This is a genomic window from Bacteroides sp. OM05-12 (genome assembly GCF_003438995.1).
Classification (GTDB): domain Bacteria; phylum Bacteroidota; class Bacteroidia; order Bacteroidales; family Bacteroidaceae; genus Bacteroides.
Genome location: NZ_QSUN01000010.1, coordinates 55,213 through 78,577, shown reverse-complemented (window position 1 = coordinate 78,577; position 23,365 = coordinate 55,213). Strand labels below are relative to the sequence as shown.

Annotated in this window: 20 protein-coding genes; 14 read left to right on the top strand and 6 right to left on the bottom strand. The window is 38.3% G+C overall.

Annotation, left to right across the window (positions count from 1 at the left end; genetic code table 11):
• Positions 1–137: 137 nt before the first annotated feature.
• A complete protein-coding gene (locus DXB63_RS10025) occupies positions 138–1,046 on the top strand; it encodes a phosphate acyltransferase (RefSeq protein WP_122126278.1) in 909 nt (302 codons plus the stop codon).
• A 19-nt stretch (positions 1,047–1,065) separates the two neighbouring features.
• Positions 1,066–2,127: a butyrate kinase gene (gene buk / locus DXB63_RS10020; protein WP_122126277.1), complete on the top strand. Its 1,062-nt coding sequence runs from the start codon at positions 1,066–1,068 to the stop codon at positions 2,125–2,127.
• 769 nt (positions 2,128–2,896) lie between these two features.
• Here the strand turns inward: buk and DXB63_RS10015 are convergent.
• The 4 genes from DXB63_RS10015 to DXB63_RS10000 form a co-directional block, all read right to left on the bottom strand.
• Positions 2,897–3,202 (bottom strand): DUF4491 family protein, encoded by a 306-nt coding sequence (locus tag DXB63_RS10015; protein WP_122126276.1) that lies wholly within the window; start codon positions 3,200–3,202, stop codon positions 2,897–2,899.
• Between the two features lie 94 nt (positions 3,203–3,296).
• Entirely contained in the window at positions 3,297–3,761 is a 465-nt protein-coding gene (locus DXB63_RS10010; protein WP_122126275.1) for an Lrp/AsnC family transcriptional regulator, read from the bottom strand.
• 187 nt (positions 3,762–3,948) lie between these two features.
• A complete protein-coding gene (locus tag DXB63_RS10005; protein ID WP_122126301.1) occupies positions 3,949–4,818 on the bottom strand; it encodes an FKBP-type peptidyl-prolyl cis-trans isomerase in 870 nt (289 codons plus the stop codon).
• Between the two features lie 16 nt (positions 4,819–4,834).
• Entirely contained in the window at positions 4,835–5,419 is a 585-nt protein-coding gene (locus DXB63_RS10000; protein WP_122126274.1) for an FKBP-type peptidyl-prolyl cis-trans isomerase, read from the bottom strand.
• Positions 5,420–5,587: 168 nt separating this feature from the next.
• On the opposite strand from DXB63_RS10000, the gene DXB63_RS09995 reads away from it, so the two are divergent.
• Both DXB63_RS09995 and rd read left to right on the top strand, forming a co-directional pair.
• A complete protein-coding gene (locus tag DXB63_RS09995) occupies positions 5,588–6,286 on the top strand; it encodes an NAD-dependent deacylase (RefSeq protein ID WP_122126273.1) in 699 nt (232 codons plus the stop codon).
• Between the two features lie 69 nt (positions 6,287–6,355).
• On the top strand, positions 6,356–6,520 hold the full coding sequence (gene rd / locus DXB63_RS09990) for a rubredoxin (protein WP_122126272.1): 165 nt from the start codon (positions 6,356–6,358) through the stop codon (positions 6,518–6,520).
• A gap of 54 nt (positions 6,521–6,574) precedes the next feature.
• On the opposite strand, the gene DXB63_RS09985 is transcribed toward rd, so the two are convergent.
• A complete protein-coding gene (locus DXB63_RS09985; RefSeq protein ID WP_122126271.1) occupies positions 6,575–8,266 on the bottom strand; it encodes a Na/Pi cotransporter family protein in 1,692 nt (563 codons plus the stop codon).
• 79 nt (positions 8,267–8,345) lie between these two features.
• Here DXB63_RS09985 and DXB63_RS09980 point away from each other — a divergent pair, with 79 nt between their 5' ends.
• The 7 genes from DXB63_RS09980 to DXB63_RS09950 all read left to right on the top strand — a co-directional run bounded on the left by DXB63_RS09980 (position 8,346) and on the right by DXB63_RS09950 (position 15,448).
• Entirely contained in the window at positions 8,346–10,019 is a 1,674-nt protein-coding gene (locus DXB63_RS09980) for a nucleoside kinase (protein WP_122126270.1), read from the top strand.
• 102 nt (positions 10,020–10,121) lie between these two features.
• Positions 10,122–11,594, top strand: a complete 1,473-nt coding sequence (gene rpoN / locus DXB63_RS09975) for an RNA polymerase factor sigma-54 (protein ID WP_122126269.1) — start codon at positions 10,122–10,124, stop codon at positions 11,592–11,594.
• A gap of 1 nt (position 11,595) precedes the next feature.
• Entirely contained in the window at positions 11,596–12,213 is a 618-nt protein-coding gene (locus DXB63_RS09970) for a hypothetical protein (RefSeq protein WP_122126268.1), read from the top strand.
• 26 nt (positions 12,214–12,239) lie between these two features.
• On the top strand, positions 12,240–12,620 hold the full coding sequence (gene gcvH, locus DXB63_RS09965; protein WP_122126267.1) for a glycine cleavage system protein GcvH: 381 nt from the start codon (positions 12,240–12,242) through the stop codon (positions 12,618–12,620).
• Positions 12,621–12,652: 32 nt separating this feature from the next.
• The gene (purE, locus tag DXB63_RS09960) at positions 12,653–13,159 is read left to right on the top strand and encodes a 5-(carboxyamino)imidazole ribonucleotide mutase (protein WP_122126266.1); all 507 of its coding nucleotides are present in this window, start codon (positions 12,653–12,655) and stop codon (positions 13,157–13,159) included.
• A 90-nt stretch (positions 13,160–13,249) separates the two neighbouring features.
• On the top strand, positions 13,250–15,094 hold the full coding sequence (locus DXB63_RS09955) for a 4-hydroxy-3-methylbut-2-en-1-yl diphosphate synthase (protein ID WP_122126265.1): 1,845 nt from the start codon (positions 13,250–13,252) through the stop codon (positions 15,092–15,094).
• Positions 15,095–15,106: 12 nt separating this feature from the next.
• Positions 15,107–15,448 (top strand): PAS sensor protein, encoded by a 342-nt coding sequence (locus DXB63_RS09950; protein WP_122126264.1) that lies wholly within the window; start codon positions 15,107–15,109, stop codon positions 15,446–15,448.
• Positions 15,449–15,488: 40 nt separating this feature from the next.
• On the opposite strand, the gene DXB63_RS09945 is transcribed toward DXB63_RS09950, so the two are convergent.
• Positions 15,489–15,872, bottom strand: coding sequence for a hypothetical protein (locus tag DXB63_RS09945; RefSeq protein ID WP_122126263.1), 384 nt, complete (start codon positions 15,870–15,872; stop codon positions 15,489–15,491).
• Between the two features lie 328 nt (positions 15,873–16,200).
• On the opposite strand from DXB63_RS09945, the gene DXB63_RS09940 reads away from it, so the two are divergent.
• The 3 genes from DXB63_RS09940 (at position 16,201) to topA (ending at position 23,336) form a co-directional block, all read left to right on the top strand.
• Positions 16,201–19,209: a tetratricopeptide repeat protein gene (locus tag DXB63_RS09940; protein WP_122126262.1), complete on the top strand. Its 3,009-nt coding sequence runs from the start codon at positions 16,201–16,203 to the stop codon at positions 19,207–19,209.
• Positions 19,210–19,219: 10 nt separating this feature from the next.
• On the top strand, positions 19,220–20,869 hold the full coding sequence (locus DXB63_RS09935) for a TonB-dependent receptor (protein ID WP_122126261.1): 1,650 nt from the start codon (positions 19,220–19,222) through the stop codon (positions 20,867–20,869).
• 118 nt (positions 20,870–20,987) lie between these two features.
• On the top strand, positions 20,988–23,336 hold the full coding sequence (gene topA, locus DXB63_RS09930) for a type I DNA topoisomerase (protein ID WP_122126260.1): 2,349 nt from the start codon (positions 20,988–20,990) through the stop codon (positions 23,334–23,336).
• Positions 23,337–23,365: the final 29 nt, after the last annotated feature.

The following is a 23,365-nucleotide window of genomic DNA, read 5'->3' as shown; positions in this document are numbered from 1 at the left end:
TTTTATTACCATAGTGTCAGTGAAAAAGACTAACCTATATCTAATCCAATCTTTTTCTCTATCCTTTTGATATTTTTATCCCTCCGAATAGCAATTTTTTCAATACTTTTTCTGATATTTGCTAAAAATCTAATAACATGGAACCGATAAGAAACTTTAATCAATTGACTGCTCACCTGCAAACATTGAAAAAACGCAAAAGGGTTGCTGTGGTATGTGCTAATGATGAAAACACAGAATACGCTATTGCCCGTGCATTGGAGGAAGGTATTGCAGAATTCCTGATGATAGGAGACTCTACCGTCTTGGAGAAATATCCTGCATTAAAAAAGTATCCTGAATTTATTTCTGTAATTCATGTGGAGGATTCGGATGAAGCGGCGCGTGAGGCTGTGCGTATCGTGCGTGAGGGAGGAGCGGATATTCTGATGAAAGGTATTATCAATACGGATAATCTGTTGCATGCTATTCTGGATAAAGAAAAGGGTTTATTGCCCAAAGGAAAGGTGCTTACCCATTTAGCGGTAATGCAAATACCTACTTATGACAAGCTGTTGTTCTTTTCGGATGCAGCGGTAATTCCTCGTCCTACCTTGCAACAACGCATTGAAATGATTTGGTATGCTATAAATACTTGCCGTCATTTTGGGATTGAACAGCCACGTATTTCTTTAATTCACTGTACGGAGAAGGTAAGTGCTAAATTCCCTCATTCATTGGATTATGTGAATATTGTGGAACTTGCCGAAGCCGGAGAATTCGGTAATGTAATCATTGATGGTCCGCTTGACGTGAAAACATCTTGCGAGAGGACAAGCGGAAATATCAAAGGTATTGTTTCTCCGATTAACGGGGAAGCCGACGTCCTGATCTTTCCTAATATCGAGTCGGGAAATGCTTTCTACAAAGCTGTCTCTTTATTCTCTCATGCAGATATGGCAGGATTGCTACAAGGACCGGTTTGTCCGGTTGTACTCCCTTCTCGAAGTGATTCCGGTTTGTCGAAATATTACAGCCTAGCCATGGCATGCTTAACCAGTAATTAACCTTTTAAACTTTAACCTTATGAGAATACTTGCTATTAATCCGGGTTCTACCTCCACTAAGATTGCTGTCTTTGAGGATGAACAACCTATTCTTCGTACCACAATCCGACACTCTGCTACAGAGTTGGCCCGTTTTAATACCGTGGCGGAACAATATGATTTTCGTAAACAGTTGATTCTGGAAGAGTTGGATAAAGAGAATATTCCTTTGAACTTTAACGTGATAATGGGACGTGGCGGTTTGCTAAAACCCATGTCCGGTGGAGTGTTCGAAGTAAATGAATTGATGCGTGAGGAGATTGTTCATGCACGTCGCCAGCATGCTTGTAATTTGGGAGGTCTGATTGCGTCCGAACTTGCTTCGGGTATCGAAGGATGTCGTGCTTATATAGCCGATGCCGGGGTTACAGATGAACTGGATGAAGTAGCCCGTGTGACAGGATGCCCTTTAGTGCCTAAAATTACTATTTTTCACGCATTAAATCAGAAGGCGGTAGCACGCAAATATGCGGCTTCTATTGGTAGGCATTATGAGGATTTGAATTTGGTTATTGCTCATTTAGGTGGAGGAATCTCTGTCGGAGCGCATCGTAAAGGTCGTGTGGTGGATGTAAATAACGCTTTGGATGGCAGTGGCCCTTTCTCTCCGGAGCGTTCGGGTACTATGCAGGCAGGAGAATTGGTTAGTCTTTGTTTCAGTGGAAAATACACGCAAAAAGAAATTACTTCGATGATATTTGGCAAAGGCGGTTTGATGGCTCACTTCGGGACTAATGATGCTAAAACTTTATCTGACGAAGCTAAGGCGGGAAATGAACAAGTGAAATTGGTGCTTGACGCTATGCTTTATAATGTAGGCAAAGAGATTGCGGCAATGAGTGCTGCCCTTTATGGTAAAGTGGATGCCATTTTGCTAACCGGGGGTATGGCTTACGATAAAGAATGGATGGAAGCAATTGAAGAACAAGTTGCATTCTTAGCTCCTGTTCATGTATATCCGGGCGAGGATGAGCTCGAGGCATTAGCCATGAGTGGTTTAAGAGTTTTGCGTGGAGAAGAAGTCGTTCAGGAATATTGTTGATATATTTTCTCGGGATTTGTTCGCCGATTTATATAGATATATACGTTTTTCAAATTGTATTCACTTTGCCTTCACTTATCACTTTTTGAATGTATAGTGTTGATATATAGCATATTAAAGTGAAGGCACTTTTTGTTTGAGAGTTAAGAGTTCAGAGTGGAAGGCGTTTGGATGGAAATTTTAAATTTCAACTCTCAATTAAAGAAAGCCGATGGTTCACGGATAACACGGATTAAGCCGATGAAGACGGATTTTAAAATTATTAATCCGTTATAATCAGCTTAATCCGTGTTATCCGTGAACCAAGTTCTTTAAGTTTCTTGTAGAAAAAGTTTATGCAATCTATTTTGGGGGTGCAGTTCAAAATGAGTTACCTTCACTATAACCAATTGAGAACCAGTAGCAAAGGTGCAAATGGTGATAAGGTGAAGGCAAGTCCAAGTAAAAGTTGAAACTGTTAAATTGACAGAAGGAGCGAGCTAAAACGCCTAAGGGGGCGATAGACAACGCTCCAGTAGATGTAAGCTATCGCTCCCTTAAGCGTTAAGCAACGCCTCCTTGAGTGATAGACAACACTCCCTTAGACGATTAAAAACGACCTTGATGTTTCTCACAAACACCTTGATGTTTTTTAAAATCATCAGGTTGATTGAAAAGAACATCAGGACGATTGAAAACAAAGATACGGTCGATTGATTACAAACTCCTATCGTTTGCAATCAATCGACCGTATCCTGTAACTATAGACAAAATGTCGATAAGGAACGGATCAGTATTTTCTTTTGGGATTCTTGGGGAACCATCCCTTTTTTACCCGTTCTACTTGTTCGAAGATCTCTTTGATAGTCCAGAAAGATGAAAAGGCAAACACGCCTAACAGGGAAGATATTAAGATGTTTTCTACATATATGGAGCCGATGACTCCGCCTATCCCCAGTAATAAGAATATCCACCAGCTCTTTGTTCCCCAGTAATATTCCGCTTTAACGACGATGGGATGGAACAAGCCTATAATGAGAAATGTACAGATTCCGATGAATAGTCCGGAAAGGTGGTATGTGCTTAAAAACTCCATGTGAATGATTTTAGTATTTAATATAGACAACAATTGGCTGAACCCTTTGTTTCAAAGAGTCAGCCAATTATCTTGTTTTTTTGTATTGAAAGATTTATTTCTCCGTTCTGATCGGAATTTCTTTCTTGATACTTTGCTCTAATGAAATAAGTGTCTCGGTAGCAACGACTCCGGGTATTTCTTGCATTTTTGAATTCAGAAGTTCCATCAGGTGCTCATTGTCGCATGCATATACTTTGGTAAGCATGGTGTAAGGACCGGTGGTGAAATGACATTCTACAATTTCCGGGATCTTCTTTAATTGGGCAACCACATCTTTGTACATAGAGCCTTTTTCCAATTTGATTCCTACATAAGTACAAGTTCTGTAACCTAAGCTTTTAGGATTAACATGATATCCTGAACCTATGATGACGCCAAGATCGATCAATCTTTGTACGCGTTGGTGAATGGCTGCACGTGAAACTCCACATTCTGCTGCAACATCTTTGAATGGTATGCGGGCATTTTGGGAAATAATCTCCAGAATTTGTCTGTCGAGGCTATCTATTTTTTCCATGTTTATGAGTATTAAATTGCTATCATTGTCATATTGTAAGCAAATATAGGGAAATTTTTCAATTTATCTATATAAAAGAAAGAAAAAACGAAATAATTGCATAATTTTATTGCTTTAGTTCCGGATATACAGAGAAAAAGGGGCGTGAAACCCTTTCACGCCCCTTTCTTAAATGTATGTTTTACTCTTATTTTTCGATGTCAACAAGCTCAACTTCGAATATCAAAGTAGAATAAGGTTTGATTTTACCCATATTTCTTGAACCGTATGCTAATTCTTCAGGAATATAAAGCATCCATTTTGAACCGACAGGCATCATTGTCAAAGCCTCTGTCCAACCTTTGATAACTTGGTTGGCAACGAATGTTGTAGGTTCGTTACGAGAATAAGAACTGTCGAATTCTGTTCCGTCAACCAAAGTTCCTTTATAATTTACTTTAACCTTGCTTGTATCGGCAGGAATAGCACCTTTACCTTCTACAAGAACCTTGTATTGCAATCCGCTGGGAGTAGTCTTAACACCTTCTTTTCCTTTGTTTTCTTCCAGGAATTTAACACCTTCGGCTTTATTATCGGCGAATTGTTTTTCGTTGGCTTTTTCTTTGATGACTTCCATCATTGTACGAGTGTACTTCTGTGCACTATCCATGCTCATGATGCCACCTTTTCCGGTAGTTCCTGCGATGAAACCTGCAAGGAAGTTAGGAAGACTGATTGTCTGAGTAGAGTCTTCACCGAATAATTCGTGATTGATTCCTTTCATCATTTGAGTGCTGATTTGTTGTCCGATCTGGATACCTGCCATATAAGCGGCATCTTTCTTGCTGCTTTTCTTTGCACCGTCGTTCAAGCCTTTGATGAATTCGTTCATATAAGCAGTATCAACATTTAATCTGCCTACCAGATATTCTTTCAAACCCTGTGTTTGAGCCATACCGATAGCATATGACAATGAGTCAACATCTGATTTCAAACTTGCCTTTGGGCTTTGAGCCGTGCAAGAGGCAAAACTTGCTGCAGCTATTGCTGCTACTGCTAAAATACTAATCTTTTTCATTTGCTTAAAAGTTTTATTATAATACTTCAATAAGTTCTACATCAAATATCAATGTGCTATGAGGAGGAATCATTTCTCCGGCTCCTTGAGCACCATAACCTAACTCTGCCGGGATGTACAATCTCCATTTTGCACCTTCGCTCATCAGTTGGAGAGCTTCAACCCATCCCGGAATAACCTGGTTAACTCCAAATACAGCCGGCTGACCTCTTTTGATGGAGCTGTCAAACATGGTACCGTCTATCAATGTGCCTTCATAATCACATTTTACTTTATCGGTAGCTTTAGGTTGTTTTCCGTTTCCTTCTTTTAAGACCTCGTATTGAAGTCCGCTAGGTAAGGTATGAATGTTAGGATTCTTTTTGTTCTCTTCCAAGAACGCTTTTCCGTTCTCTATGTTGGCTGCATTCATCTTGGCTTCCAGTTCCTCGAAATACTTGTTTACTATTTCGCGTGCTTCAGTATGACTGATTGCTGTTTCTTTTCTATCCAATACGTCTTTGATTGCCTGAGCAAAGTCTTCAACGTTAATGCCCTGAGCTCCCATGCTCAAAAGGTTTTGTCCGATTCCCAGACCGATGGCGTAACTAAATTTATCCATTTTAAAGTTCTAAATATTATCAAATAACTCTTTGTTTCACTAAACTCAAAATCAGTGTTTTACAAAAAGCATACAAAAATAAGGCTTTTATTTGAATGAATCTTCTTTTACTGTTTTAAATTTTATTATTTTTGCTTCCATACTTAACTGAAACAGGAGGGAAGTAGTATGAAAAAGAAATTAGTTATATTGTCCGGTGCAGGTATGAGCGCAGAGAGTGGAATCAGTACTTTTCGCGATGCAGGAGGACTTTGGGACAAATATCCGGTGGAACAGGTTGCCACCCCAGAAGGTTATGCACGCAATCCTGAATTGGTAATTAACTTTTATAATGAGCGCAGGAAGCAATTGCTGACCGTTAAGCCGAACCGTGGACATGAGATTATAGCTGAACTTGAAAACCATCTGGATGTAACGGTGATAACGCAGAATGTGGATAACCTCCATGAGCGTGCTGGAAGTTCCAAAGTTATTCATTTGCACGGAGAGCTGACCAAAGTTTGTTCCAGCTATGACCCTAATAATCCACATTATATAAAAGAATTACTTCCCGATCAATATGAGGTTAAGATGGGGGATTTGGCAGGAGACGGTTCGCAGCTTCGTCCGTATATCGTTTGGTTCGGAGAGTCGGTGCCTAAGATTAATGATGCGATTGATATAGTGATGCAGGCCGATTATTTCGTAGTTATCGGCACTTCGTTGAATGTTTATCCTGCTGCGGGGTTGCTGAATTATGTACCGGACAAAGTCCCGGTTTATTTGATAGATCCCAAAGAAGTCAGAGTGCCTTCGGACTGTCATGTGCACGTAATTCAAAAAGGTGCATCGGAAGGTATGGAGGAATTGAAAAACAGTTTAATTTGATTATTGGTAAACAATTAAGTTCTTATAATTGTTCCTATATATATAAACATTAAAAAGCAGAATAGAATTATGAAAAAGTACATTTGCACAGTTTGCGATTACATTTACGATCCGGAAAAAGGTGATCCCGATGGTGGAATAGATCCGGGAACGGCATTCGAAGATATACCTGATGATTGGGTATGCCCACTTTGCGGGGTCGGAAAAGAAGATTTCGAACCTGTAGAAGAATAAAAAAACGTCCTGACGTAAATCAAATCGTCAGGACGTTTCTTTTTTATATATCGCTTAAGCCTTCTTTTCTTTTACATCACTACTTGCCTCGACTACATTGACTACATAATCTCCTAATTTTTCACATTCACCGATGATATCCATATAATGTACTCCCATCTGGTAGTCATACTCTTTGTTGTTTACGTCGATAATGTTCTGATTCTTTAATTGATTGCGATAATTATTTATCTCGTTCTCAATGTTGAATGATTTGTTGACATCCTGTGTATGACGTTCTTGCTTTTCTACGATAATAACCATCTGATGTAGTGCCTGGTCTGTAAGGTCAAGCATGGTACGGATATGCTCGTACTGCTTTTCCGTGAAATCCTGATTACCACGATGTTTGCGATTGATAGTTCGTGCGAGGTTGTAACAGCTGTCGCCTATACTTTCTATTTCGGTTACTTCACGGAGCATAGCCCGAATTTGTAGCTTGCTTTCGGAGCTTAACCTTCCTTCGGATACCATATTCAGATAGTTAGCGATTTCCAGTTCCATGTTATCGCTGATATTCTCATATTTCTCTACTCTGCTGAAAAGTTTGTTGAAATCATTATCATTGGTAGTGGTCAGCAGGTCGCGAATCATATTGAACATACGATGCGTACGTTCTGCAAAGAGACAGATCTCTTTTCGTGCCTGAAGAATGGAAAGTTCTGCCGTGGATAACAGACCGCCTGTGATATACCGAAGCCGGTATTCGTCGTCGTCTTTTTGTTTAATAAGCGTACAAACTGTTTTTTCGATGAAGTTGACAAACCATATCATGATAAGTACGTTGCCGATGTTGAATGCGGTATGGAATGCCGATAACTTGAAAGAAACGGCAACGGCCGGATCGGTAGTCTTCATCACATCTTCTACAAACCATGAAATCCCATACGTAAACGGTTTGAACAGACAAAGTACCCAGATGACTCCGAATACATTAAATACAAGATGTGCCAATGCGGCCCTTCTTGCTTGGGTATTTCCTGTTAATGCCGCCAAATTTGCCGTGATGGTAGTTCCGATGTTTTCTCCTAATACAAGTGCTGCACCCAGTTCGAAGCTGATCCAGCCGTTGGCACACATAATCAGCGTAATGGCCATTGTAGCGGCAGAAGCCTGTACAATCATTGTCAGTATCGTTCCGATGAATACAAAAAGGAGAATGGAAAGGAATCCCATATCCGTGTAATTTTGAACGAATGCCAACATATCGGGATTATGGCTGAGGTCGGGAGCGTTTTTCTGTAAGAAAGAGAGGCCCATGAAGAGGAAAGAAAAGCCGAATATAAACTCACCGATGGATTTTCTTGTACTTTTTTGCGAGAATAATAATGGGATACCGAATGCTAATAACGGGAGTGCGAATGCTGCGATGTCTACTTTAAAACCGAATACTGAAATAATCCATGCTGTAACTGTCGTTCCGATATTGGCTCCCATAATGACACTGATAGATTGAGTCAGGGTGAGTAGACCGGCGTTGACAAAACTAACGACCATTACTGTTGTGGCGGAAGACGATTGAATAAGTGCGGTTATTAAGATTCCTGTGAGTACTCCGGTAACTCGGTTGGTCGTCATTGCCGTCAGAATCTTTCGAAGTCTGTCGCCTGCGAATTTTTGCAGACCTTCACTCATTATTTTCATTCCGTATAGGAATAAAGCAAGAGAACCAATGAGCTTTAAAAAATCATAAAAAGAATATTGCATCTATAATTAATTTGATGGTTTGTTGTCATTCATCCAATTATATGATATATTTATCCGTCTTAATACAAACTGGTGCATTATGAAACAGATGTTACAAATATGTTGCAAAAATAATAATATTATTAAAAATATCCCCATTGGGAGCTCACTTTTGGATATTTATAATGATTTTAATCTGGAAATGCCTTATGGAGTGGTTAGTGCGAAGGTCAATAACCGCACGGAAGGATTGAACTTCAGGGTATATAATAATAAGGATGTGGAATTTATGGATGTCCGGGAATCTTCCGGTATGCGTACTTATGTGCGTTCTCTCTGCTTTGTACTTTGCAAAGCTGTTGAAGAAATATTTCCGGACGGTAGAATCTTGTTGGAACATCCCATCTCAAAAGGTTATTTTTGTAATTTGAAAATAGGGCGGCCGATAACTTTGGAAGATGTAAGCCGAATAAAGCAACGTATGATGGAGATCATCGTAGAGGACATTCCTTATCATCGGATTGAATGTCATACGACGGAAGCTGTCAGATTGTTCAGTGAAAGGAATATGATGGATAAAGTGAAGTTGCTTGAAACATCAGGGTCTCTTTATACCTATTATTATACCTTGGGTGACACAATAGATTATTATTATGGTAGCTTATTGCCAAGTACAGGCTATTTGAAGGTTTTTGATATTGTGAAATATTACGATGGGGTTTTGCTCCGTATTCCAAATAAGAATAATCCTCTTGTACTTGAAGAAGTCATCAAGCAAGAGAAGATGTTGGAAGTATTTAAAGAATACCTTCATTGGTTGGATATTATGGAGCTGAGTAATGTAGGCGATTTTAATGTCGCTTGCAATGAGGGATTTGCAACAGATCTTATCAATGTGTCCGAAGCTTTGCAGGAGAAAAAGATTTCGCATATAGCGGATGATATTTATAATCGTGGTAAAAATGGCGACCGTGTAAAAATGGTATTGATTTCAGGTCCTTCTTCTTCGGGAAAGACCACCTTTAGCAAACGTTTGTCAATTCAGTTAATGACAAATGGTTTGCACCCTTTTCCTATTTCGTTGGATAATTATTTCGTGAATAGGGAAGAAACGCCAAGAGATGAGAATGGAAACTACGATTATGAATCACTCTACGCACTTGATTTGAAGTTCTTTAATGAACAGCTTCAAGCTCTGTTGAGAGGTGAGGAAGTGGAATTGCCGAGATTTAATTTCTCTACGGGTAAACGGGAGTTCAAAGGAGATAAATTGAAGATACATGAAAACACAATACTTATCTTGGAAGGTATTCATGCACTGAATCCGGAATTGACACCTCAGATTCCCGATGCGAATAAGTATAAGGTTTATGTGTCGGCTTTAACGACTATATCCCTTGACGACCATAACTGGATACCGACGACGGATAACCGTTTGCTTCGCCGCATAATTCGTGATTTTAATTATCGCGGATATTCTGCACAGGAAACTATTTCACGGTGGCCGAGTGTGCGTGCGGGAGAGGATAAATGGATTTTCCCGTATCAGGAGAATGCTGATGCAATGTTTAATTCGGCACTATTGTTTGAATTTGCGGTTTTGCGACGTTATGCGGAACCTATATTGAATGCTGTTCCCCGTAACTGTCCTGAGTATTCGGAGGCGTACCGTTTATTGAAGTTCATAAAGTACTTTGTTCCGGTGCAGGATAAGGAAATTCCACCTACTTCTTTGTTAAGGGAGTTTTTGGGTGGCAGTAGTTTCAGGTATTAATGGAACATTTCCGGATAGTGCTTGTTAAATATCATCGTTGAAAGCTATGGTATATCCAACTAATCATTAATTTTGTAGCGGAATTATAAATCAGACAAGAAAATGAGTCAAGGTTCTCGTCAAATACAATCGCAGGCACAACAGCAGTTGCAAACGTTGTCGCCCCAACAGATATTAGTCGTCAGGCTATTGGAACTTCCGGCTTTGGAGCTGGAAGACCGTGTGCATGCCGAACTGTTGGAGAATCCGGCATTGGAAGAAGGGCGTGAACAACCGGATGCCGAAGACAGCCTGGATACGAATCAGGTGGATGAGGATGGAGAGCGTTTGGAACCGGAAGATTTATCTTTGGGGGATTATCGGACGGAAGATGATATTCCCGATTATAAGTTACAGGATGGTAATTATTCTTCAAAAGAAGAACAAGCGGAAGAGATCCCTTTTTCCGATAATGTTTCTTTCTATGAAATATTGCAGGAACAGTTAGGAGAACGTGACTTGACGGAACATCAACGTCAGCTTGCGGAGTATCTGATCGGGTCGTTGGATGATGATGGATTATTGCGAAAGAGTTTAGATAGTATTTCAGATGAGCTGGCTATTTATGTGGGGGTGGAAACTTCAGAAAAAGAATTGGAGGAAATTCTTCACATTATACAGGATTTTGATCCGGCGGGAATTGGTGCGAGAAATCTTCAGGAATGTTTGTTGTTGCAAATAAAGCGGAAAGATAACGGTCCTTTGAAACAGATTGAAACAGATATTGTAGAGAAATGTTATGAAGAATTCACCCGCAAACATTGGGAGAAGATAGTGCAGCGTCTGAATTTGCCGGAGGATGAATTTAGAGAAGCAATATCGGAGCTGACAAAGCTAAACCCTCGTCCCGGTAGTTCTTTAGGAGAGGCTATGGGCAAAAATTTGCAGCAGATAATACCGGATTTTATTGTGGAGACGAATGATGATGGCAGTATAACATTAAACTTGAATAATAGAAATGTGCCGGAACTTCGTTTGAGTCGTTCGTTTACGGAGATGTTAGAAGAGCATACAAAGAATAAAGCGAACCAGTCCAAGGAATCGAAGAATGCAATGATGTTTCTTAAACAGAAAGTGGATGCGGCTCAGGGATTTATTGATGCGGTCAAACAACGTCAAAATACGCTGATGACTACAATGCAAGCTATAATAGATTTGCAGCGTCCTTTCTTTCTTGAAGGTGATGAGTCATTGTTGAAGCCGATGATTCTTAAGGATGTAGCGGAACGTACAGGTTTGGATATTTCTACTGTTTCCAGAGTGAGTAATAGTAAGTATGTACAGACGAATTATGGCATTTATTCTTTAAAGTTTTTCTTTAGTGACGGATATACCACGGAAGACGGTGAGGAATTATCGGTTCGTGAAATCCGTAAGATTTTGAAAGAGTGCATAGATAATGAGGACAAAGCATGTCCTTTGACGGATGATGAGTTGGCCGGTATATTAAAGGAGAAAGGTTATCCTATAGCTAGGAGAACGGTAGCAAAATATAGGCAGCAGTTGAATATACCCGTTGCCAGATTGAGGAAATAGTATGAATGAGAAAAGATTAAGAACAGCCTCACGGATTATATCGGGAATATTTAATCCGTTTATCATTCCTTTCGGAGGTTTCTTGGTGTTGTTCCTGTTTTCTTATTTGAGGATTATGCCATTTCAGTACAAATTGATTGTATTGGCAGTGGTTTATTGCTTTACGATTTTAATGCCTATGCTTACCATCTTTTTATTTCAAAAAATAAACGGTTGGGGCATTAAAGAGCTTAGCCATCGTGAAAAACGCTTTATTCCGTATATTCTCACGATAATGGCTTATGTGTTTTGTCTGTTGATGATGTATAAATTGAATTTACCCCGCTATATGTCCGGAATTATTCTGGCAACATTAATCGCGATGGTTATTTGTATATTTATTAATTTGAAGTGGAAAATTAGTGAGCATATGACAGGTATGGGAGGTGTAGTTGGCGGATTGATCGCTTTCAGCTTTCTGTTTAATTATAATCCGGTGTGGTGGCTTTGCTTTTTTATTTTAATAGCCGGTATGCTGGGTACTTCACGTATTATTCTGAAACAACATACTCTGGGACAAGTTTTGTCGGGGTTTGTGGTTGGGGTGATATGTGCTGTTTATGGAATTTTGTATTCTTAAAATATTAACCATTAAAACTTATTATTATGAAGTTTCCAGAAAATTTGAAGTACACGAACGAACATGAATGGATTCGCCTTGAAGGTGATGTAGCTTATATCGGTATTACTGATTATGCGCAAGAACAATTGGGAGACATTGTATTTGTTGATGTTACAACCGTAGGTGAGACATTGGATGCTAATGAAGTCTTTGGAACAATTGAAGTTGTTAAAACGATTTCAGATTTGTTCTTGCCGGTTGCCGGGGAAGTCCTAGAACTTAATGAAGCTCTGGAAGAGAATCCGGATTTAGTTAATAAAGATCCTTATGGTGAAGGATGGATTATTAAAATTAAGCCGTCTGATGTAAGTGAGTTGGATAACTTACTGGATGTTGAGGCCTACAAGAAAGTTATTAATGCTTGATTGAAAATTGAATATAACTAATTAAAGAGAGAATGAATCCAGTTGTAAGTATAATTATGGGTAGCACATCGGATCTTCCTGTTATGGAAAAAGCTGCTAACCTTTTGAATGATTTACATGTGCCGTTCGAAATGAATGCACTCTCAGCGCATCGTACTCCGGAAGCTGTAGAGGAATTTGCAAAGAATGCTAAAAGTAGAGGCATTAAAGTTATTATTGCTGCTGCCGGAATGGCCGCACACCTACCGGGGGTAATTGCTGCTTCTACAACTTTGCCGGTTATCGGGGTACCTATAAAATCATCACTTGAAGGTATGGATGCCTTATTGGCCATCGTACAGATGCCTCCGGGTATTCCTGTTGCTACAGTGGGAATTAATGGTGCTCTTAATGCTGCGATTCTTGCTGTACAGATGCTTTCGTTGGGTGATAAAGAACTGGAGAATAAATTCTCTGCTTATAAAGAAGGTTTGAAAAAGAAAATCGTGAAAGCAAACGAAGAACTGAAAGACGTTAAGTTCGAATTTAAAACAAATTAATTGATTGAAAGTGGAGAACTGGATAGGGAAGCCGTTTTTGTTACGACTTCATTATAGTCCGTTCTCCACTTTGATTTTAATATATTAGAAATGGATTACTTTAATTATTCTCGCCGTCAAACTTCTGTCGTAAATATAGGTGCAGTACCTTTAGGAGGCGATAATCCTATCCGTATACAGTCAATGACAAATACTTCAACGCAAGATACGGAAGCATCTGTTGCCCAGGCAAAGCGCATAGTAGATGCCGGTGGTGAATATGTGCGTTTAACGACACAGGGAATAAAAGAGGCGGAAAATCTGAAAAATATAAATATAGGTTTGCGTTCTCAGAATTATATGGTACCTCTAGTTGCTGATGTTCATTTCAATCCGAAAGTTGCTGAAGTCGCTGCTTTATATGCTGAAAAAGTTCGGATTAATCCGGGTAATTATGTAGATCCGGCACGTACTTTTAAGAAAATGGAGTATACAGATGAAGAATATTCGCAAGAACTTCAGAAGATTCGCGAGCGTTTTATTCCATTTTTAAATATTTGTAAAGAGAATCATACTGCCATTCGTATTGGCGTAAATCATGGTTCACTGTCAGATCGCATTATGTCCCGCTATGGCGATACCCCTGAGGGTATGGTAGAATCTTGCATGGAATTTCTTCGTATCTGTGTAGAACAATGTTTTACGGATGTGGTAATTTCTATTAAGGCTTCGAATACAGTGGTGATGGTGAAGACCGTTCGTTTACTTGTGTTTGTAATGGAACAGGAAGGAATGAGTTTTCCTTTACATCTGGGAGTAACGGAAGCCGGTGACGGTGAAGACGGTAGGATAAAATCTGCATTAGGTATCGGAGCTCTTCTTGTTGACGGATTAGGTGATACAATTCGGGTATCTCTAAGTGAAGAACCTGAATTGGAGATTCCTGTTGCCAAGAAAATCGTTGATTATGTTACTTGTCTGGAAAAGCATCCGTATATTCCCGGCACGATGGGGCAAGGTTTTAACTATCTAACACCTTCCCAGCGTAAAACACATGCTGTAAGAAATATAGGGGGTAATAATCTTCCTGTCGTTATATCAGAACGTCTTGATAAAAGTCAGGAGATTGACTTGCAATTTAAACCGGATTATATTTATGTTGGAAAAGAGTTGCCGGAAATTCGTCAACCGGGTGTATCTTATATTTTAGATGCCGATTCATGGCAAGGTGAAGATGGAACTTATCCTACCTTCAATTATCAGCAATTAATGTTTTTAGGTACTTGTCATACGGATTTGAAATTTCTTTTTGTGTCTTATATGACTTTAACGGAAGAAGTGATTGCATGTATTAAAGCATATCCGGAGTTAGTTATTGTATCACAAAGTAATCATATAAATCGTGTCGGTGAACATCGTGCCTTAGTTCATCAGTTGATATCCGAAGGAATAACTAATCCGGTTGTTTTCTTTCAACATTATCAGGAAGATGAACAAGACAATTTTCAAATTAAATCTGCGATAGATATGGGAGCTCTTATATTCGATGGCTTATGTGATGGTGTTTTTTTATATAATCAGGGGCAAATATCACATTCTATAGTAGATGCAACAGCATTTGGAATTCTTCAAGCCGGAAGAATTCGTACAAGCAAGACAGAATATATCTCATGTCCTGGATGTGGGCGTACTTTATTTGATCTTCAGAAGACAATAGCACGTGTAAAAAACGCAACTTCTCATCTTAAAGGATTAAAAATTGGTATTATGGGCTGTATTGTTAATGGTCCTGGCGAAATGGCAGATGCCGATTATGGCTATGTTGGTGCAGGACGTGGAAAAATCAGTTTATATAAGAAAAAAGAATGCATAGAAAAGAATATTCCGGAAGAAGAGGCTGTAGATAAATTAATAGAACTTATCAAAGTTAATGGGGATTACAAAGATAAGGTATAAAAAAGGAAAGGTATGGAAAATGCAATACGATGGGCAGATGAAATGAATTGCGCTGTTACTGTATGTAATACGGATGGGGTGATTTTTTATATGAATGAGAAAGCTAAAAAAACTTTTGCAAAGTACGGTGATTTGATTGGTAGTAATTTAAAAGATTGCCATAAAACAGAGCGTGCCTTAAAAACAATAGACGAATTACTCTTAACAGGTGGAACAAATGTTTATACAATTGATAAACAAGGGATAAAGAAAATGATCTATCAAACGGCATGGTTTAAAGATGGAGTCATAGCCGGATTAGTGGAAATTTCAATGGAAATTCCTACTGAAATGCCACATTATGTTCGTGGATAATATATGGATTTCTCTCCCTGTATTTTAGGGAGAGAAGATTTTATTTTTCCCAATAAATAAATATCTTGATATTATCTTGGTTTCTAATATCTTTAGTTAGTTCAAAAAACATTTCATGTCGTGAGTTTCGATACATTTCTGTAATTATTCCTCTGAATATGTACCAAGTTTCGCTTCTTTGTTTCCATTCGAAATAATCAGTTCTTGTCTGTTTTAAGCCGATGTTCTCATTGTTATTTTGTAGCTTCAGATCAAATTTTTGAGATTTATCTAAGGAGAGTATTTCAGGTATTGTATATTCAACCAAGCAATGTGACATACCTTTGAATATCCTCTCTAGTCTTAATAAGTCTTCTGTCTCAAGATGTATTAATATATGATCTTCTTCGTTCTCGTTTCGTGTTAATCCTAATTGAATGGCCATTGTTGTATTGTTTTTAATTTAGTAATCTTTAGAAATTCTTTTTACTTGTTCTTTAATAAGTTTAATATCGTTCTGCTCTATTGATTTAAGGAGCAATAATTTCGAATAATATTTATCTCGGAACTTAAAAATGAAATCACATTTTTATTAGATTATAAAGTCGAATCTTATTTAGAGACTATATCTATTTATTTTGCAAATATGCAAAATAAATAGATATAATAGGCTCTTTTTTTTTAGCTTTTTTACCAAGTTCGGTATATAATACTCCATTTAAAGATTGTACTTTTGCGAAAGTTATCTTCCTAATGTATTGATAAATTTTATTATGAAAAAAATAATAATAGCTTTGTTTATTAGTTTTTTGTGTGGATATTCCTCATGGATAGAAGCTCAACGGGCTTCATCATTTATTTCCCCTATTAATTTATATCTTGAGGGAGAACAGCTTTTTCTTCATAAAGATTATATTGGGGCACGACAAATTTTTAAAGAACTTCTTGATTCAGATTTGGCTGATGTATATCGACAGAAAGCAGAATATATGCTTGCTTGTACTGACTATGAATTGAGTTCGAAGAATTGTATTGAGGTATTAAGAAGTTATTTGGATAAATACCCGGATTCTCCTTATGCTAATAGAATTTATTCATTGATTGCTTCAGCCTATTTCTTTGATGGAAAATATGATGAGTCTATTGCCGTTTTTAATTCCTGTGAGCTTTATTTGTTAGGGAATGAGGAAAGAGATGCTTGTACATATCGTTTAGCTATGTCTTATATGGAGGTAGGGCAATTGCAACAAGCTGCAGTTTGGTTTAGAACATTAGAAGAAAGTAGTGTCGTATATCGTAAGGATGCACAATATTATTTAGCTTATATTGATTACGTACAGAAACGCTATGATAAAGCATTACCGATATTTTTGAGTTTACAGAGTGATGATAAATATAGGGAACTTGTTCCATACTATATAGCAGAGATTTATTTGGTGAAGAAAAACTATGATAAGTCTGAGATTGTGTCTGAAAATTATCTGTCTGCTTATCCTCATAATAGTCATGCTGTAGAGATGAAACGTATTTTAGGTATGTCTCAATATTACCTGAATAAGTATGTTCAGGCTTCAGAGGCTTTGTTCTCGTATGTGAATGCAGTTAGCAGGCCTAATAGAGAAGCCCTTTATTTGTTAGGAATGTCTTATTATCAAACAAGAGTGTTTTCTCATGCTGCAGAAATGTTTGGGGCTGTGACGACAGAAAGAGATGCATTATCTCAGAATGCTTATTTGCATATGGGGTTGTCTTATTTACAGTTGCAGGATAAGAATAAAGCTCGTATGGCTTTTGAACAAGCTGCTTCGATGGATTTTAGTCTGAAAGTAAAGGAAGAGGCTTTGTACGATTATGCGCTTTGTATCCATGAAACATCATATTCTCCTTTTGATGAATCTGTTACGGTTTTTGAACGCTTCTTAAATGAATATCCGAATTCACAGTATGCAGGAAAGGTTAGTGATTATTTAGTAGAGGTGTATATGAATACCAGAAGTTACGATGCTGCTCTTAAATCAATAGCCAAAATAGCTCATCCGGATACACGTATTTTAGAGGCAAAGCAAAAGATTCTATTCCAATTGGGGACACAGGCTTTTGCAAATGCAAATTTTGATGAGGCTATTGGTTATTTTAATCGTTCGTTGGAACTTTCTCGTTATAGTCTTCAAACAAAAGCGGATACATATTATTGGAGAGGAGAGGCATATTATCGTTTAAATCATTTGGAAGATGCGGCTCGTGATATTCGTATGTATTTGGAATTTACAAATATAAAGAATAATGAGATGTATGGATTGGCTCATTATACTTTGGGATATATTGCATTTAAACAAAAAGAGTATGCGAAAGCGGAGAATTGGTTTGCTCGCTATGTGGAGCTTGCGAAAGAGAACTCTAACAAGGCAGTATTAGCCGATACTTATAATAGAATGGGTGACTGTAATTTTTATGCCCGTCGTTTTGCCGAAGCGCAGCAGGATTACTCTAAAGCAGCGCAATTAGATCCATCTTTGGGAGATTATTCTTTGTATCAAGAGGCTTTTGTCTTGGGATTGCAAAAAGATTATTTGGGTAAGATTCATGTACTTAATAAGCTGATAGGCGAATATCCTACATCACAATATCAAGACGATGCTCTTTATGAAAGAGGTCGGGCATATGTAATGATGGAGGATAATAGTCGTGCGATTGATTCATTTCGCGAGTTGCTGAATAAGTTCCCTGAGAGTTCGGTGGCGCGTAAAGGAGCTAATGAAATCGGTTTACTTTATTATCAAAACGATGAATATAAGAATGCGATAGAAGCTTATAAATATGTTATAGTAACTTATCCGGGTAGTGAAGAAGCACGTTTGGCACAACGTGATTTGAAGTCTATTTATATTGATTTGAATAAAGTAGATGATTATGTGAATTTTGTATTTTCTATTCCGGGAGGAGTGAGTTTTGATGGGAATGAACGTGATTCTCTTACTTATATTGCAGCAGAAAAAGCATATATGAGAGGTGAGGTGAGAGAAGCAAAGAATAGTTTTACTCGTTATTTACAGACATTTCCGGAAGGAGCTTTTAGTTTGGATGCACATTATTATATTGGTTTAACTGATTATAATCAGAAGAATTATCAAGAGGCGCTAACGCATTTTGAGAAAGTGCTGGAATTTCCAAATAATAAGTTCTCAGAAGATGCAATGGTGCTGGCTTCAGAGATTTTGTTTAACTCTAGAGATTTTGAACGCGCTCTAATTGTATATAAACATCTGAAAGAAAAATCGTCCACGGCAGAGAGACGACAATTGGCAGAGATTGGCATTTTACGTAGCGCTTATATATTGAATGATGAGTTGGAGGTGATTAGTGCTGCTACAGAGCTGTTATCCGAAAGTAAAATATCTCCGGAACTGATTAATGAGGCCCGTTATTATCGTGCTAAAGCCTATCTAGGACAGAATGCAGCAAATACAGCAGTCAAGGATCTGAATGAGCTTGCTAAAGACACACGCAATCTATATGGTGCGGAAGCAAAATATTTATTGGCACAACTATATTATGACCAAGGTGAGATGGATAAATCGGAAAAAGAAATATTGGATTATATTGACCGTAGTACTCCTCATGCTTATTGGTTGGCGCGTAGTTTTATTCTTTTATCAGATGTATATATGAAAATGGGACGAAATTTGGATGCAAAACAATATTTGCTTTCCTTGCAGCAGAACTATCATGCAGATGATGATATAGAACGTATGATTGAGGCTCGTCTTAAAAAACTAAATTAATGATCTTATAATGGAAAAGATAAATAAAAAACAAGCAGGTATCATTCTTTTATCTTTATTGTCGATAAATTCTTTTGCACAGAAGATTGATAATGATAGTACACTAAACCGTACTGTGGTGGTAGAGCAGGAATATAATCCGGATATATTGGATGCTTCAAAGATTAATATTTTACCGAAAGTAGAAGAACCGACGGTTGCGAAAAAGGAAATAGAATATTCTATCGTATCTATGCCTTTGTCTTCGTTTGATACTTATCAGGAAATGGCTCCTTTTACTTATCCGGAGAAGCAGCAGGTTGCAAAACGTGGTTTTGTCCGTTTGGGATATGGTAACTATGGCAATATGGATGGGAAATTGAATTATTTATTCCGTTTATCGAGTAAGGATCAATTGGGAGTTGCTGCGGGTATCGATGGAATGAAAGGGAAATTAGAATTTGGAGATGGGAAGCACAGGCTTCATTATTATCATTCAATGGCAAAAATTGATTATCTGCATCAGTTTGATAGAGTAGACATGGACATTGCCGGACGGTGGGGATTAAGTAACTTCAATTATCAACCATTGGCACCTTTGACACATCAGCGCTTTACTTCCGGTGATGTTCATCTTGGCGTAAAATCTACCGATGAGATGCTTCCGGTGAATTTTGATGTGGAAACAAATCTATTGTTGTTCTCAAGAGTCCATAATTGGACTGGTATTGGAGCTGAGGCAGATAAGGTCAATGAAAGTAGAATCTATACAAAGGCGAATATCAAGGGGAATATCAATGAAGAGCAACAAGTTGGTATTGCCCTGCAGATGAATAATCTTTTTTATACAGAAGGATATCAGGATAATTATACCTCTTTACAGTTGAATCCTTATTATGAGTTTGATAATGAGGATTGGAAGTTACATCTGGGAGTAAATGCAGATTTATCTTTAGGTTTAGGGCAAACAGTGCAAGTATCTCCGGATATAACTGTACAATATGTCTTTAGCGATAGCTATGTACTTTATGTAAAAGCTACCGGAGGACGACAGGTGAATGATTTTAGAAAGCTGGAGCAATTTTGTCCGTATGCAGAATTATTAAAAGGTGAAAAGATTGATAATACTTACGAGCAAATCAATACTTCATTGGGATTTAGGGCAAGTCCTTATCCGGGTGTTTGGTTTCATTTGTTCGGAGGATACCAAAATTTAAAAGATGATCTGTACCAACTTAATGATGTACTTATTGGAGGGGTTTCTTCACCTTTTATTTCCATAGGACAGGAGAATAGTAGTAATGTTTATGGTGGAGCCAATATCTCATACGGCTACAGAGATTTATTGAATATTTCGGCAGAAGGTGTTTACCGCCATTGGAATATGAGCGATGAGGCTCTTTTCTTTAAGCCGGCTTTCTTGCTGAACCTGAAGATGGATATTCATCCGTTGAAAGCTTTAACAGTAAACGTAGGTTATCAATATCTTCAACGTGAGAAAGTTGTTAATGAACGAATCGCTTCGATTAATAATCTTTATGCGGGTGCTACTTATGACATCTATAAGGGGCTTTCTGCCTATGTGAAATTGGATAATTTATTGAATAAACAGTATAGTTATTATTGGAGTTATCCGCTAGAAAAGTTTAATTTCATAGCCGGTATATCCTATCGTTTTTAAGTGAAAATCAATGAAAAGAATCTATTTTGATAAAAAAAAGTAGATTCTTTCTTATATTATAAGGTAGGGAAACAAGTTTTTTCATACTTTTGCGGGCGAAATTGATAAACAAAACATCATGCAGAAAAACCTTGTTATTGTCGAATCTCCCGCAAAAGCCAAAACAATAGAGAAGTTCCTGGGGAAAGATTTCAAAGTTCTTTCTAGTTACGGGCACATCCGTGACCTGAAAAAGAAAGAGTTTAGTATTGATATTGATGATAACTTCAAGCCACATTATGAAATTCCAGCTGATAAAAAGAAATTGGTCACAGAATTAAAGGAAGAGGCTAAGAATGCAGAAGTTGTATGGTTGGCGTCTGATGAGGACCGTGAAGGAGAGGCTATATCCTGGCATCTTTATGAAGTATTGGGATTAAAGCCGGAAAATACAAGGAGAATTGTATTCCATGAAATTACTAAACCTGCTATTTTAAGAGCAATAGAGCATCCGCGTAATATTGATGTTAATTTGGTAAACGCTCAGCAAGCACGCCGTATTCTTGACCGTATAGTAGGTTTTGAACTTTCTCCTGTACTTTGGAAGAAAGTAAAGCCGGCTTTGTCTGCCGGACGTGTGCAGTCTGTTGCTGTTCGTCTGATTGTGGAACGCGAACGCGAAGTTCAGGCATTCAAAAGCGAAGCTTCATTCAGAGTTGTAGCGGTTTTTATGGTTCCGAATGAGAATGGTGCTCAGGTAGAAGTAAAAGCAGAGCTTTCCCATCGTTTTAAGACAAAGAAAGAAGCACAGGACTTTCTTGAAAGATGCAAGAATGCGAAGTTCACTATTGAAGATATAACTACCCGTCCGTTAAAGAAATCACCGGCAGCTCCGTTTACCACTTCCACTTTGCAGCAGGAAGCAGCACGTAAACTTGGTTTTACCGTTGCTCAAACGATGATTGTGGCACAGAAGCTCTACGAATCGGGAAAGATTACCTATATGCGTACCGACTCCGTTAATCTTTCAGAACTGGCGATTGATGCTAGTAAACTGACTATTATGGGTACAATGGGTGAAAGGTATTTGTTTACTCGTCATTTTGCTACTAAAACAAAAGGAGCACAAGAAGCTCATGAGGCGATTCGTCCTACTTATATGGATCAGCAGGAAGTTGAAGGTACGGCACAGGAACGTCGTCTTTATGACTTGATATGGAAACGTACGATTGCTTCACAGATGGCTGATGCTGAGTTGGAAAAGACTACGGCTACCATTACCGTCAGCGGAGAAAGCGATAAATTCGTAGCAACAGGAGAGGTCATTAAGTTCGATGGTTTCTTGCGCGTTTATAAAGAATCTTATGATGATGACAACGAACAGGAAGATGAAAGCCGTCTGTTGCCTCCTTTATCTAAAGGTCAGTCATTGGAGAGAAAAGCCATTGTAGCAACAGAACGCTTTACACAGCATCCTCCCCGTTATACGGAAGCAAGTCTTGTACGTAAATTGGAAGAATTGGGAATCGGACGTCCGTCTACCTACGCTCCTACGATATCTACTATCCAACAACGTGAATATGTAGAGAAAGGGGATAAGGAAGGAGAGGAACGTAAATACGATATCCTTACTTTAATGGGGGATAAGGTGGTAGAATCAACTAAGACAGAAATAGTAGGAGCGGAGAAATCCAAGTTGATACCTACTGATGTCGGTACGGTTGTAAATGATTTCCTGACGGAATATTTCCCGAATATTCTAGACTATAACTTTACCGCCAGTGTAGAAAAGCAGTTTGATGAAGTAGCAGAAGGCGATATTGAGTGGACGAACTTGATGCAAGCTTTCTATAAGAAGTTCCATCCGTCGGTAGAGAATACGTTGGCTACAAAAACAGAGCATAAAGTCGGTGAGCGTATCCTTGGTACAGATCCGGTTACGGGTAAAACGGTCTCTGTTAAGATCGGTCGTTTTGGTCCTGTGGTGCAAGTGGGCACGGTGGATGATGCAGATAAACCTAGCTTTGCACAATTAAAGAAAGGTCAGTCTATTGAAACGATTACGTTGGAGGAAGCGTTGGACTTATTTAAATTGCCTCGCACTTTAGGAGAGTTTGAAGATAAGACGGTGATAATCGGTACAGGTCGTTTCGGTCCCTATGTGCGCCATGATAATAAATTCATTTCTTTGCCTAAAGGTACAGACCCGATGGAAGTAACGCTGGAGGAAGCCATCGAATTAATCAAGGGCAAGCGTCAGGCAGAAGCACAGAAGTTGATTCGTACTTTTGCCGAAGATCCCGAAATGGAGATATTAAATGGTCGCTATGGCCCTTATATTTCCTATAAAGGTTCCAATTATAAAATTCCTAAAGATATAGAACCAAGAGACCTGAATCTGGAGGGTTGTTTTAAATTGATAAAATTGCAAGAGGAAAAGGCGGCAACGACTCCTAAACGCGGACGCTTTGCTGCTAAAAAGAAATAAGCAATTCTTCTTTTTTAATTAAGGAAAGA